The organism is Mucilaginibacter paludis DSM 18603, assembly GCF_000166195.2.
GTDB lineage: Bacteria > Bacteroidota > Bacteroidia > Sphingobacteriales > Sphingobacteriaceae > Mucilaginibacter > Mucilaginibacter paludis.
Map to the genome: position 1 here is coordinate 2,309,604 of NZ_CM001403.1, position 12,548 is coordinate 2,322,151.

The following is a 12,548-nucleotide window of genomic DNA, read 5'->3' on the forward strand; positions in this document are numbered from 1 at the left end:
CAATTTGTTCTGATGAAAAAACGCAGGTTACTCTATTTAATTTCGATTGCACTACTGCTTGCCGTGTACTACCTGATACTGGGCATCAATATGTATCGCGCCGGTTATCATAACCACGAATCGTTATTTTATATTGAAAAGGCGCGTATCATTTTTGAAGGCTCTGGCGACCGTTTAAAAATTATCGGCCTTACATCACCCATATTGCCTTTTTACGGGGTATTACCGTTTATAGGTATAAGCTACACCTTTGCTCCAATTATAGCGTCAGCAATTGGCACGGCGATACTTTTTTTAATAATGGGTGTATCTATCATCAAGAGCAGTGATGATAACTATTTAACTATGCTCCTCCTGGTATTATTTCTGTTTCATCCCGGCATTATTTACACCGCTTGCTCCGGAAAGGGCATTTACTTTTCGCTGATCTTCTTTTTCTTGTTTTTTTACAATATGTTCCGGTTTTATTATTCAAATACTACCTTTCATATTTCTGTGGCCAGTATGTTGCTGGTGGTTTTGGTTTTTTGCGATTACCGGTTTATCTGGCTCACCCTGTTTTTTATCCCTCTCATCATATCCATTGCCCTGCAAAGCCTTAACCTAAGCGAGCAGCAATCAATTTTCAGGTTATCGATGAGCTTTAATAACCCATCATTAAGGCGCAAACTGGCTAATAAAACATTTGCCATGTATGTTATCATATTCATACTACCTATCATCTGTATTTTTTGCTATAAGGTATTGAATCAATCGCACGCCAACGATTTCAATTACTTTGCCGACAGCCCCTATGCAACCTGGCGCGTTTTGGTGGATAAACTGGAAAGCTCTATAACCCCGGTGATGGATAATTATAAGGTGCCCGAGATTAGCTTTTTAACTTCTGTGCGTGTGCTGATGTACTGCCCCCTTATACTGCTTGGTATTTATCTCTTCAGAAGCAATACACAACACTTGCTAACCATCATGATACCCTTTGGCTTGCTGGAGTTTTTCAAAATCAAGTATGATAATTCTTTTCTGCAGATGCAGTACTACTTGATATTTCTGATCCTGGCATTTTTAACGATTATGCTAAAGGGACACATCATTTCGCGTAAAATCATCTACAAAGTTTTAATATTTGCGCTGGTTATTGTACAGATTTATACCGGGTATTACTTTTTAAAAAACTCGTTTGTTGCAAGCGAAAAAAACTTCATCCTAACGCTGGAAAGAAATAACCCGAGTGAAGAAGGCTACGAAGAATCAAAGGACGTGGCCGGCTTTATCAACAACCTGCCGAGAAACTCCCAGGTTTTAATGGATGATGCTAACGCTTACCCCATTGTATCCTATATCTCTGATATGCATTCGGTTACACTGCCTTACCAGCCCTCGTTTTTAAGCGCCATCGAAAATCCGGATAAATATGTCGACTATGTTTTAGTTGCCACTGTGCAAAATCCCATTGGTGGGTATACGCAGCTAAATCATAAATATAAACTATTGATGGCTCGTAAAAACGATTTTTCTATGCGGATTGTTTATGAATCGGATAACTGGATTCTGTATCAACTGGGTGCCGGCCGTTTTGCGCCCAAGCCCTTGTAAGCCGGTTTTCATCTCCCATAGCAAAGATAGCCATACACAATGGGCTGCTCAGCCCCATAAATTTTGCTGATATTTGCCCTTATTTATGAGTGATTTAAAACAGCTGTTATTTCAGCAATGTCTCAATTTCGTACAAAACCGGATCAACAATGCCGGGCAGGCCATCCAATCAGCCCAACAGGCATCTAATGATGATACCAAGAGCAGCGCGGGTGATAAGTATGAAACATCGCGCGAGATGATGCAACAGGAAACTAACCGCAATATGGCCCAGCTAACAGAGGCTAACAAATTGCTGGTGGCTTTAAACCGGATCAGCATTAACGGCCTTACTACCCATGCCGAAGCAGGAAGCGTAGTAATTACCAACGACGGACGCTTTTTTTTAGCCATAAGCGCCGGAAGTATTGTAGTAAACGATGAAACTTATTTCGCCGTTTCGCCAGCTTCGCCAATCGGGCTCAAACTAAAAGGGCAGAAAGCCGGTAATGAGTTTACCCTCAACGGGAAAAAATATACTGTTAAGGAAGTTATTTAACAGGCTGCTACGGGTTATATCAAAGCTGAATGATGGCATTATCAGTTTCAAGTCAATTATCAGCTCTGCTATAAAACATTTGGTTTGCCGGGCGTTATTATTAAAAAGCTTATTTCATGCACATTCGTAAACGTTACATTTTAATACTGGCAATTATTGCGGCTGTAGTGGCCTGGTTTTTACATTTAAAAGCTATTGAAACAGCCGAAGAGCGCCAATATAATTTTAGCCTGCAACAACTAAGAGGCGTAACCAAACTGGTGATATGGGAACAGGATTTTTTAATGAGTAACCTGGAAAGCCAGGAACGTACCTATTTCCAAATGTTTACCACCAAAGAATCAGTATCAACAACTGTTTTTGGCAAAATCGGCTTTCACATTAACCTGGCCGACTCGGTAAATACCATTATTGAGCGTAATAAAGATACCATTATTGTAAAGGCACCGCTACAGATAACGTACGTGAGCCTCGATCTGGGCACACTGCAACAAGTAAAAGAAGCATCAATTGATCCTTTTGTTAAGGTTGATAAAAATGAAGTAATTAAGCACCTCAACCATAAGGCGCTCGAAAAATATTTGCCAGGCGCCATTTCCGTTCTAAAAAACCGGTCGTTAGCTGATCAGCAAAAACAATTAACTCGCCTGGTTGGCAAACCTGTAAAAATTATTTTAACACGTATGCCCAAAGCGAGCGACTGGAAGTAGGGATAACACCCGGTAGTAGTGTTTATTAGATGATTAATTAAAGCTTTCAAGAGCTCCCTCAAAATATACATGGCGTAGCACTTTGAGTTTGTGGTTGGATAAAAAAAGATTGACGACGATTAATCTCCTTTTTGTCGGCATTAGCACAAAAAACCGCCATGAATATTTAACTATCCATAGCGGCCAATCAAACTATTTTTTTCTTTATTAAAGGTTATATGGCCCGTCAACACCGTTAGATCCCGGTTCGTGGTCTATCATCCGGCCAGTTGTTCTGCCATGCGACTGGTCTGTAAATGTTGAATCGAGATTACCTAAGGTAGCGGCTTTAGTGTCCGGAGCTTCGGTTTCACTGGGTTGCTCTACCTCGTTGTTTTCTTCATATTCAACTTCATCATCATTCGCCTGCTCCATGCCACCGTCATCAGGATAATCCAATTCACCATTACCCGATTCGCCTTCTTCAGGTATTTCGTTTGGATCTGGGCCATTTTGCACACTGGAAGCGAGACTGCCAAACTGATCATTCTTAACCTGATGTAAGTCGGCTGCAGCCTGGTCATTATCGGCTAAATCATCTTCCTCCAAATCGGGATCGTTCGCATCCCCCTCATCCCACTCGTCAGAGTTATCGGTATCCAGATCACGACCATTTACATCATCGTCGCTCAGATTTTGATCATCCTCATCGGTATCCGTATTATATACACCCTCAGAAATTCCTTCCGGGCGGTCGCTTTCAACACGGTTGCTGTGAATTAGGGTTTCATCATTTTCACGGTTACTTAATTCACCATCTTTTTCATTCCAGGATTCTTGATTGATCGTTATCATGACTATTTCTCTTAAGTTTATAAATTAATTGTTATACTATACACAAGTAATTTATTTCTTAATTGTTTTAAATATTTCCACAAACGAAATATCTAACTAAAAGTCGTGAAAATTTCGTCGGATGGCCTGGCCGCGTAGTCTTAAGTTATACTTACTTGCACAATGATTATATTAAAGCGATTAAGCGCATAGAAGAAACAATTTTCCTCAACAGGAACAAACACCAAATCCTGCCCCCTACCCTCAAAGACTCCCGGCTCAGAACTCAAGACTCAGAACTCAATCTACCGGCTTCTTACCGTTCTATGTTCAATTCGTTTTTCATAATTTACACCTCTGAAAATCCTGTGGACATAGATGCCTGGCGTATGAATTTGATCGGGATCAAGCTGACCTGCGGGCACCAGTTCTTCAACTTCGGCAATGGTAATTTTGCCTGCCATAGCCATAACAGGATTAAAATTGCGAGCGGTTGATTTATAAACGAGGTTACCCAAGGTATCTCCCTTCCACGCTTTTACAATGGCAAAATCTGCATCAAAGGCAAGTTCCATCAGGTAATCCTTGCCATTAAAATTACGCACTTCTTTGCCAATAGCAACTTCGGTACCTATACCGGCCGGGGTAAAAATAGCTGGCATGCCATAACCGGCGGCCATGCAACGCGTAGCCAGCGTGCCTTGCGGTATAAGTTCTACATCAAGTTCACCACTCAATAGTTGCCGTTCAAATTCAGCATTTTCGCCAACATATGATGAGATCATCTTTTTAACCTGTCGTTGTTTCAACATCAGGCCTATGCCAAAATCATCAACCCCGGCATTATTTGAGATACAGGTAAGCTCCTTCACTCCTTTTTTTACCAGGGCGGCTATACAATTTTCGGGCAAACCGCACAAACCGAAGCCTCCTAACATTAAGGTCATGCCGTCCTCAATATCGCGTATAGCTTCGTCGGCCGAAGAAACAATTTTGTTCATGGTTTTATACTATTGGTCGGTACGAAAATAAGGAATAGGATGTAGATATAAGTAATTCAGATTTTGTTTAGCGCTAACAAAGGCAAACTGTTAGTGCTACGTCCACGAACTTTGATTAATGGACTGCCTGTTTAATTTTTCACATCCATCTCAAAGCATCTCAAAAATGCCCACCACTTAAAAAATTTGATATCCTTTTTCCATTTTTATCTTAATTCGTTCATTTTAAAAACAATTAATAAAATTAACTATTACTATAATAAATAACATACACCTATGAATTTACAAGACGAAGAGTTATTGAATGCTCAGGATGAGCAGCAAGAACAAAACACCCATACCACACCAACCGCAGAGCGCATTGATGATGATAATGCCGATGAAGCAAGTTTGAAACGTAATTACATTATTGGCGGCGAAATGAAAGACGCCAATGCTCCGGGTATGGAGGGTGAAGGTATGGGTGGCGAGCAATTTGGCGGAAGCAGCCAGCCTCCTACAGGTGATGATCCGGCTAACCCTTCTCGTAACGCAGGATACAGCAACGGATACTTTAGCCGTACAGAGCCACTGGAGGAGGATACTGAAAACAATAATTTTAAGGACCAAAGCCAGCAAGGTGAACCGAATTATCAGCAGGCGCAACCTGGCGAGGATGCCGATGAAGAACAAAGCGCCGGTGAGCAGGGCAATACCAGTGAACCGGGCAAAGCCGATTATAAAGAAGAAGAACAAAGCGGCCCCGATTATGGAAGTAATAGCCCCGAAGTTGCAGGCCCAAATGAGGTTCCCGACCAACAAAAAGTTGGTGGAGCGTAATGGCGACAAGCCTTTCGGATCAATGTCTGTATCCTGTCATAAAGCCAAGGCTGTCAGGGTGATGGATTTCTGTGCTATGCTGTAAAGCAAGGTATATTTTGTTTTTAATTTTTATTTTTATTAAACGGCGGTCTCAAATTATTAGTTCTTTTTTTTCGCTGCTTAACGCTATATTTGAGTAGGCAACAGAAATTTAGTACATCCTACAACACTTTTGAATGCTAAGCGTTTTTGTTTGTATCAGTATAATAAAACCCTTAGGAGACTGATTTTGGTATGATCATAAATGATTTAAAAACAAATATATACAGATATGAAATATTCCATTTTAGCGCCAATTGCGCTTGTTGTAGTCGTATTAACCCAAAGTTGTGTCAGTAATAAAAAATACACCCAATTACAAAGCAGTTACAACCAATTACAGGATAAGAACCGCGATTTAGAACAGAAATATCAAAGCGGCCAGCAGGATCTTACAGGATCGTCCACCCGTGTAAAAAGTCTTGAAGAGCAGATCGCGTCAGAAAAATTGAATAACTCTAATTTACAGGAAGCTTTAAATAAGTGCTTGTCATCAACCAGCCAGGGCAATGTGAATATTTCTAAACTGGTAGACGAGATTAACTCGTCAAACAAATATATCCAGCACCTGGTGAACGTAAAAAACACAAGTGACTCGTTGAATATGGTGTTAACGAACAACCTGACGCGTTCCTTAAGTGCCGATGAAAGCAAAGATGTGAATGTAAAAGTACTTAAAGGCGTAGTATATATATCTCTATCAGACAATATGCTTTACAAATCTGGCAGTTACGAGATTTCCGAAAAAGCTGGAGCCACTTTAGCCAAAATAGCTAAAATAATTACCGACTATAAAGGATACGATGTATTGATAGAAGGTAATACCGACAATTTGCCTATATCAAAACCCAATATCCGCAACAATTGGGACCTAAGTGCTTTAAGGGCATCATCGGTAGTACAATCGCTCCAAAACAATTACGGTGTTGAACCTAAACGTTTAACAGCTGGTGGCCGCGGAGAATATAACCCGGTGGCAGATAATTCAACAGAATCCGGAAAGGCACAAAACCGCCGCACACAGATTATCATTACGCCTAAACTGGATCAGTTTATGGATTTAATTGGCAAAGCACCTGAAAAGGCTCAATAATACGGCTATTCAATTCTTCATTTATGCCCCTCATAATTTTTTATTGAGGGGCATTTTTGTTTACCATTTCCGGGCTCTCAATAGTGCTACTGATTTGAGGCATCAAAAACAATATCTTTAATTACCTTATCTAACTTATAGGCGCTTTCCTTAAGCAGCTTCAGCATGGCTTTATGATGATAATCAAGGTCGGATTCCTCATCCAGCAGATTGATCAATCCCATTACGTTGGCCAAGGGAGCACGTATCAGATGTGATTGATTAAATGCTACTTCTTCCAGCGCATTGGTTTTCTTTTCAACTTCTTGCTCTACAAGATTTTTTTGCCTTAATAATTCAGCTTCAAATTTTTTCCTGTCAGAAATTTTAAAGATCACAGCATTGATTACTTTACCCACACTCTTATTCGCATCGAAATACACAGCACTAAACAGAACAGGAAGAGTGCTCGTTTTAGTTTGAATATCAAAGCTAATCTCCTGCACTTCGGTTTGTAATTGCAGTAAGGGTAGTATAAAAAGGTTGTAATACATTTTACCTCCTCTGAACAAAAGATCTGAGAAAAGGGTATCGATTATTTCATCTTGGGTATAGCCCAACCACTTTAAAAGAGTATTGTTAGCATGGACGATTGTTCCGTTTAATTTGAAAGTAATTAAGCCGCAAGCGGCATTATTGTACAGATTTTCCAAATCAATTTCTTCCATCACGATAGTTTAAGCGGCGTCTAAAAACGACCGGATGACGCTTATCGTTTCTTCAGGAGCACTCAAGTGCGGGCAATGGCCCGTGGCGTTTAAAATAGCGAGGCTGTTATCCAAAACGTTTTGTTGAATATAATAACCTACAGTTACAGGGGCCAGGATATCATCCGAGCACTGAAGCGTAAAACTTGGAATGGTTAATTTTTGCAAATCTTCCCTACTGTCTGATAGAAAAGTTACTCTTGCAAATTCTTTTGCGATACCTGGGTCGGTAGCGCAAAAATTATCATTGAGCTCTTCCGCAAGCTCGGGCCGTTCGGCATTTGCCATCACCATGGGGGCTATCATCCCAGACCAGCCGAGATAATTATTATCCATTACGGCCAATAAATCTAACAGGTCTGTTTCTTCCAGCCCGCCAATATACTCCCCATCATTAATATAACAGGGCGAAGGTGTTACAAAAACAAGTTTGCTAAAGTAAGACGGATTGAGAATAGCGGCCCTAACACCAACCATACAACTAACCGAGTGACCTACAAAAACAACATCTTTAAGATCCAATACCTCACAGATGTCTATAACATCCTGCGCGTAACCATCCAACGAAGCATATTTTTTCGAGTCATAGGCAGACAGGTCAGATTTCCCCGCCCCTACATAATCAAACAAAATGATTTTATATTGAGATTGAAATGAGTTGACAAGGTGCCTCCACACATTTTGGTCGCAACCGAAACCATGGGCAAAAATTAATGGCTGGCTCCCCTCGCCAAATATCCGGATATTATTTCTTTTGATAACATCGATCATGAATTAGAAAAATTATTTAAACAATGATCCAAACAAAGCAGTATTTATGCCAGTTTTAAATAATTTTATAGTTGCAAATTTAATTTACTTTAAACTGATAATATATTTAAGAGTAATATATAACCAAAGGCCGCGAATTTTGCGACTCTACCCAGTTTCGGTACATTCATTGTATATCCTGCTTAATTTCAAAGCAATCCAAACATAAAGTTATATATAGCCAGCAGTAAATAGCTTCTCCTTAATGTAATCTTTTCTTTTTAAGTAATCCGCCTGTAGTATCATCAATACTTTGCTGTACAATAAACGCCCGCGGATCAATACGCAAAATTTCATTTTTGAGCGATGGGATCTCCAACCGGGTAGCTACGGTAAATATAATATCGCGCGGATCGTTAATCTGCCCGTCTTTTCCATATCCGCTTTTGCCTTCATAAATGGTTACGCCACGGCCCAGGTTTTCGGTTATAGCCATACGGATCTCCTCGCTTTTGGTTGATACCACGGTAACACCGGTGTATTGCTCAATACCATTCAAAATAAAGTCGATCATTTTTGATGCGGCAAGGTAGGTCAGGATGGAGTAGAGCGCCGATTCAATGCCCAGTAAAAAGCCCGCAGCCGAAAATATCACCACATTCAGGATCAGTATAATATCGCTCACTTTAGCTACTTGTGTTTTTTTGCTCACCAGCAGGGCGGCAATCTCGGTACCATCTAACACGGCGCCGCCGCGCATGGCCAGGCCTATGCCCACACCAATAAAAAAGCCCCCGAAAACGGCCGTCAGCAATTTATCATGGGTAACATCCGGAAAATGGATAAAAGCCAGGCAAAGGGATAGCCCTGCAATGGCTAAGGTGCTTTTGATAGCGAAGCTGATTCCGAGTTTACTATAGCCCAACCACAAAAAAGGTACGTTGATCACAAAGATCAATATAGAGATGGGGAGTTTGGTTACGTCAGACAAAAGCATCGAAATCCCGGTAACGCCGCCATCGATAAAATGGCTGGATAATAAAAATCCTTTAAGGCCCATCCCGGCAGATAGTATGCCGAGGATGATTAATATGGTATCTCGGATATTGTCTTTAGCTTTCATAGTTTGGCAAGATAGATTTTTTTAAAGAAATGTTATTTGGGTTGGCAAATCTTATTTTGTAAATTTAGGGTATAAAACCTATTGTTATGGTTATTGCGGAAATAAAGTTGGCCGATCAGGACGCGGAGATGATTCTGAAAGTGGTTAAAAAGCTTGGTGGCAAAGTAAAATTGATAGAATCGAAAGAGCCTAAATTGTCTCCTTTTGCTAAAAAATTAAAAAAAGACCTGGAGAAGGGTTTTAAAGAAATTAAACTGCACCAGGAGGGAAAGATTCAATTAAAAACCTTGTCGGAGGTTTTGGATGAGCTTTAAAATTGTTCCCCTACCATCTTTTTTAAAGGAACTCAAACGGCTTTCTAAAAAATACCACTCCCTAAAAGATGATTTGGCAAAGCTCGGGGTTGATCTGAATATAAATCCAAGGTCAGGTACGCCGCTTGGAAAAAATTGCTATAAAATACGGTTACAGATTAGCAGTAAGGGCAAAGGCAAAAGCGGCGGCGCCAGGGTGATAACCCACTTATTGGTGACGGTTAAAGATGAAACTTTATACCTCCTCAAAATTTATGATAAAAACGAACAGGAAAGCATAAGCGAGGCCGAGTTAAGCGGTTTATTAAAGTCGATTCCTCTTGATGATGATCTATCTTAAATAGCATAACTCGTGAACTTGAGCTTTGTCAACTTTTAAAAAGTTGACAAAGCTTTAATACACACTTTTTTTATCCTACCTAATTATTTCACCACCATTTGTACCGTATTCCGGCTGATCTGTTCCAGCAGTACAATTTTACCTGTAGTTAATTCTTTCAATAACCCTTGTTTATAATGCCTTACGGTGATGAGCGATAATTCGGTGTTGTATTTTACGCGGAAGGCAGGTTGTAGGCCAAGCATCAATTTTTCGAATTTTTCGGGTGCGTCATCAAAACAAACGGTAAAGCTTACCGCCGAGTTTTGCATAATGTTCACCTTGGTATGCGTACTGGCAAACAGGCCGAAAATTTCACTGAGGTGGTCTTCCGAGATAAAGGAATAGTCTTTGGTAGAAATGGATAATAAAACCTGGTTCTGTTTTACAATAATTACCGGGGTATTAAATACAATGTGCTGAGTTTCGCTGATGATAGTACCCGGCTCTTCGGGATGTAAAAAGGGTTTTACCAGCAAGGGTATCTTAGCATTTTGCAGCGGCTTGATGGTTTTGGGATGGATAACGCTGGCTCCGTAATAAGTCATCTCTATCGCCTCGGCATAAGATAGCTCATCGTATTTTACGGTAGCCTCAAATAATTTCGGATCGGCATTTAATACGCCGGGCACGTCTTTCCAGATAGTTACCGAGTCGGCGTTAAGGCAGGCCGCAAATATGGAAGCTGTATAATCAGATCCCTCCCGCCCCAGCGTGGTTGTAAAGTTTTCGGACGTACCACCTAAGAAGCCCGGAGTAACAACAACACCTTTTTGCAATAAGGCAGGCACATCCTGCTGGATGCTTTGTTTAGTTTTGGCCCAGTCTACCTTTCCCTCGCGGTAAGTATTATCCGTATGGATATAGCCGCGTACATCAAGCCATTGGCTGGCTATGCCCGCTTTGTTTAGGTAAGCATTTACGATACGGGTGGATACCAGTTCGCCGATAGAAACAATCTGATCATAAATAAAATCGAAATCGTCATGCGGCTCATCTTCTATGGTCCACTCTATCTCTACAAAAGTATTTTCAACCTCATCAAAAACGGCATGGTTTGGGGCAAAAAGCTGGTGCAGTATCTCATAATGGTATTGCTTAATTTCCTCGAAAATAAATTGCATATCATCTGCCTGGTCAACATAAGCACGCGTGAGTTTTTCGAGCGCATTGGTGGTTTTACCCATGGCCGATACCACGATTAGCAAAGGCGTTTCGCGGTTTTTACGAACTATTTCGGATAAATTAATGATGCCTGAAGCATCTTTTACCGATGCTCCTCCAAATTTATATACCTGCATTATTTTATATATTGTGATACTACCGTATTAGGTTTGAGTAAATTGCTGATGGATGAGTATGGGATAAAAAGATCGGTAGTTCCGGCGGCGTAAGGTTTAATTTCATACTGATTAAAAAGGAACCTGATGCCAACCGGGGTAATCAAAAAGTTATCATTCAGCGCGAATTGGTTGTTTTTAAAAAAGTAATCCCGGGCGAGCGATGAAGTGTCCTTCAGGTTTTCATTCTTACGGAAGATTTTTTCGGCAGTTGCCGTCAATGGCTGTTTATATCCCGTCCGAAAAATATCGCCTAACGTTATAATTTTTTGAGCCTTGGTATTCCAATTGATAAAAAAGGCTAAGGTGCCTCCATGAGCGCCACCGGCAAAGCTATAACCACCGGTTTGCAGGGTAACCAGACTGGAGTCCTGCCTTAAAACTTTGGTATATGTAGCCGAGTAAAAAGGTATGCGAGGCAGTTTTTTATTCCGTTTATCTAAAAAAAACTTATCATAATCGGCCACAAAGTTTTTGGCTTGCGTTAGCAGGTCATTCGCAGGGCGGTTGCCGGGCAAAAACAAGTTAAGCAGCCTGGCTTCTATCGTATCATTAAGCGCGTTCTGCGAAACAAAAACAGGGTATGTCATTTTAGCTATGGTGCAACCCGTGTCGGGCTTATTACCGCAATCGGCCGCGCGTTCCTTAATATTCTGGTAAGCATAAGATAGCGTATCCCGTGTAATATCGGGCTTGTTGATCTTCGATTTATTGTTGAAGCAGGCCCCGAGCAGCAGTGCTAAGCCTGCGATGATAAATAACCTGGTTTTAAGCATGATTGATAAGCATTAACTGATCTTTTGATAATGAGGCATTAAGCCAGCCGGCTTCCATCCCGGCTTCGTATTTTTTATAAAAATTGATGGCCGGTTGGTTCCAGTCGAGCACCTGCCAAACCATACCGCTAAAGTTCAGATTTTTGGTTTCTTGCAGCACGCTCTCAAACAATAATTTGCCAATCCCCTGACCTCGCATGCTTTCTGTAACAATCAGGTCCTCCAAATAAATGCGGCGGCCTTTCCAGGTAGAGTAGCGGATATAGTATAAGGCAAAGCCAACAATATTTTGATCCACTTCGGCAACGAAAGCTTTCCAAACCGGCTCGGCGCCAAAACCGGCGTCTTCAAATTCGGCAAGGCTTACGTCAACTTCCTGGGGTGCTTTTTCATACAGGGCCAGTTCGTTAACCAGTTCGAGCAGGCGCGGACAATCTTCTATTTGGGCAAGCCTTAAATTTACGTTCAT

15 protein-coding genes are annotated in these 12,548 nt (G+C 41.0%); 7 read left to right on the forward strand and 8 right to left on the reverse strand.

Going from position 1 to position 12,548, the window contains the following annotated elements; all coding sequences use genetic code 11:
- Positions 1-12 precede the first annotated feature (12 nt).
- The 3 genes from MUCPA_RS09495 (at position 13) to MUCPA_RS09505 (ending at position 2,844) form a co-directional block, all read left to right on the forward strand.
- The gene (locus MUCPA_RS09495) at positions 13-1,596 is read left to right on the forward strand and encodes a hypothetical protein (protein WP_008506017.1); all 1,584 of its coding nucleotides are present in this window, start codon (positions 13-15) and stop codon (positions 1,594-1,596) included.
- A gap of 85 nt (positions 1,597-1,681) precedes the next feature.
- Positions 1,682-2,134 (forward strand): hypothetical protein, encoded by a 453-nt coding sequence (locus MUCPA_RS09500; RefSeq protein WP_008506018.1) that lies wholly within the window; start codon positions 1,682-1,684, stop codon positions 2,132-2,134.
- A 116-nt stretch (positions 2,135-2,250) separates the two neighbouring features.
- The gene (locus tag MUCPA_RS09505; protein WP_008506019.1) at positions 2,251-2,844 is read left to right on the forward strand and encodes a hypothetical protein; all 594 of its coding nucleotides are present in this window, start codon (positions 2,251-2,253) and stop codon (positions 2,842-2,844) included.
- A gap of 207 nt (positions 2,845-3,051) precedes the next feature.
- Here MUCPA_RS09505 and MUCPA_RS09510 read toward each other — a convergent pair whose 3' ends face one another.
- Both MUCPA_RS09510 and MUCPA_RS09515 read right to left on the reverse strand, forming a co-directional pair.
- Positions 3,052-3,678, reverse strand: a complete 627-nt coding sequence (locus MUCPA_RS09510; RefSeq protein WP_008506020.1) for a hypothetical protein — start codon at positions 3,676-3,678, stop codon at positions 3,052-3,054.
- A 284-nt stretch (positions 3,679-3,962) separates the two neighbouring features.
- The gene (locus MUCPA_RS09515) at positions 3,963-4,658 is read right to left on the reverse strand and encodes a CoA transferase subunit A (protein ID WP_008506021.1); all 696 of its coding nucleotides are present in this window, start codon (positions 4,656-4,658) and stop codon (positions 3,963-3,965) included.
- Between the two features lie 276 nt (positions 4,659-4,934).
- Between MUCPA_RS09515 and MUCPA_RS09520 the strand changes: the two genes are divergently transcribed.
- Both MUCPA_RS09520 and MUCPA_RS09525 read left to right on the forward strand, forming a co-directional pair.
- Positions 4,935-5,477 (forward strand): hypothetical protein, encoded by a 543-nt coding sequence (locus tag MUCPA_RS09520; protein ID WP_008506022.1) that lies wholly within the window; start codon positions 4,935-4,937, stop codon positions 5,475-5,477.
- 313 nt (positions 5,478-5,790) lie between these two features.
- Positions 5,791-6,651: an OmpA/MotB family protein gene (locus MUCPA_RS09525; RefSeq protein WP_008506023.1), complete on the forward strand. Its 861-nt coding sequence runs from the start codon at positions 5,791-5,793 to the stop codon at positions 6,649-6,651.
- Between the two features lie 86 nt (positions 6,652-6,737).
- Here MUCPA_RS09525 and MUCPA_RS09530 read toward each other — a convergent pair whose 3' ends face one another.
- From MUCPA_RS09530 to MUCPA_RS09540, 3 genes are all read right to left on the reverse strand, one after another.
- On the reverse strand, positions 6,738-7,358 hold the full coding sequence (locus tag MUCPA_RS09530; protein WP_008506024.1) for a PAS domain S-box protein: 621 nt from the start codon (positions 7,356-7,358) through the stop codon (positions 6,738-6,740).
- A gap of 9 nt (positions 7,359-7,367) precedes the next feature.
- Positions 7,368-8,168 (reverse strand): alpha/beta fold hydrolase, encoded by an 801-nt coding sequence (locus tag MUCPA_RS09535; RefSeq protein WP_008506026.1) that lies wholly within the window; start codon positions 8,166-8,168, stop codon positions 7,368-7,370.
- A 241-nt stretch (positions 8,169-8,409) separates the two neighbouring features.
- On the reverse strand, positions 8,410-9,270 hold the full coding sequence (locus MUCPA_RS09540) for a YitT family protein (protein WP_008506027.1): 861 nt from the start codon (positions 9,268-9,270) through the stop codon (positions 8,410-8,412).
- Positions 9,271-9,356: 86 nt separating this feature from the next.
- On the opposite strand from MUCPA_RS09540, the gene MUCPA_RS09545 reads away from it, so the two are divergent.
- Both MUCPA_RS09545 and MUCPA_RS09550 read left to right on the forward strand, forming a co-directional pair.
- The gene (locus tag MUCPA_RS09545) at positions 9,357-9,584 is read left to right on the forward strand and encodes a hypothetical protein (protein WP_008506029.1); all 228 of its coding nucleotides are present in this window, start codon (positions 9,357-9,359) and stop codon (positions 9,582-9,584) included.
- Positions 9,574-9,924 carry a type II toxin-antitoxin system RelE/ParE family toxin gene (locus MUCPA_RS09550; RefSeq protein ID WP_008506031.1) on the forward strand — a complete coding sequence of 117 codons (351 nt, stop codon included), beginning with the start codon at positions 9,574-9,576 and terminating at the stop codon, positions 9,922-9,924. The genes MUCPA_RS09545 and MUCPA_RS09550 overlap by 11 nt, the downstream gene beginning before the upstream one ends.
- An 83-nt stretch (positions 9,925-10,007) precedes the next feature.
- Here MUCPA_RS09550 and MUCPA_RS09555 read toward each other — a convergent pair whose 3' ends face one another.
- The 3 genes from MUCPA_RS09555 to MUCPA_RS09565 are packed head-to-tail and all read right to left on the reverse strand — an operon-like array spanning position 10,008 to position 12,548.
- Complete coding sequence (locus MUCPA_RS09555; protein ID WP_008506034.1) at positions 10,008-11,264, reverse strand: aspartate kinase; 1,257 nt, start codon at positions 11,262-11,264, stop codon at positions 10,008-10,010.
- Positions 11,264-12,079 carry a DUF3298 and DUF4163 domain-containing protein gene (locus tag MUCPA_RS35895; RefSeq protein WP_008506036.1) on the reverse strand — a complete coding sequence of 272 codons (816 nt, stop codon included), beginning with the start codon at positions 12,077-12,079 and terminating at the stop codon, positions 11,264-11,266. The genes MUCPA_RS09555 and MUCPA_RS35895 overlap by 1 nt, the downstream gene beginning before the upstream one ends.
- Positions 12,072-12,548, reverse strand: coding sequence for a GNAT family N-acetyltransferase (locus MUCPA_RS09565; RefSeq protein WP_008506038.1), 477 nt, complete (start codon positions 12,546-12,548; stop codon positions 12,072-12,074). Before MUCPA_RS09565 ends, MUCPA_RS35895 begins: the two co-directional genes overlap by 8 nt.